Here is a 255-nt window from a genome sequence, read left to right on the forward strand (position 1 = left end):
ACCTGAACCCCCAGCCCCTGTTAAGGTAACTGAACCATTGGATGCTCCTCCGTTACAGCTCACATTTACCTGTGTAGCTGTTACTGTAGGATCTGAAATCGTATTTACTGTAGCTGTAGTGGTAACTGTACACCCTGGAGTATTAGAATCTGTAACTCTAAAAGTATAAGTACCTGCTGTAGCTGTCGTATAGACATTACTTGCCATTGCTGTGTAGGTAGAACCTCCATTGGCAGAAACTTCATAACTATAAGC

General features: G+C 42.7%; 1 protein-coding gene. It reads right to left on the reverse strand.

Features of this window, described 5'->3' with window-relative positions:
- Positions 1 to 255 (reverse strand): hypothetical protein (locus DMB68_RS23500; protein ID WP_165830201.1); only part of this gene is annotated, 255 nt, incomplete at both ends.

The organism is Flavobacterium hydrophilum (genome assembly GCF_003202405.1).
In the GTDB taxonomy this organism is placed as follows: domain Bacteria; phylum Bacteroidota; class Bacteroidia; order Flavobacteriales; family Flavobacteriaceae; genus Flavobacterium; species Flavobacterium hydrophilum.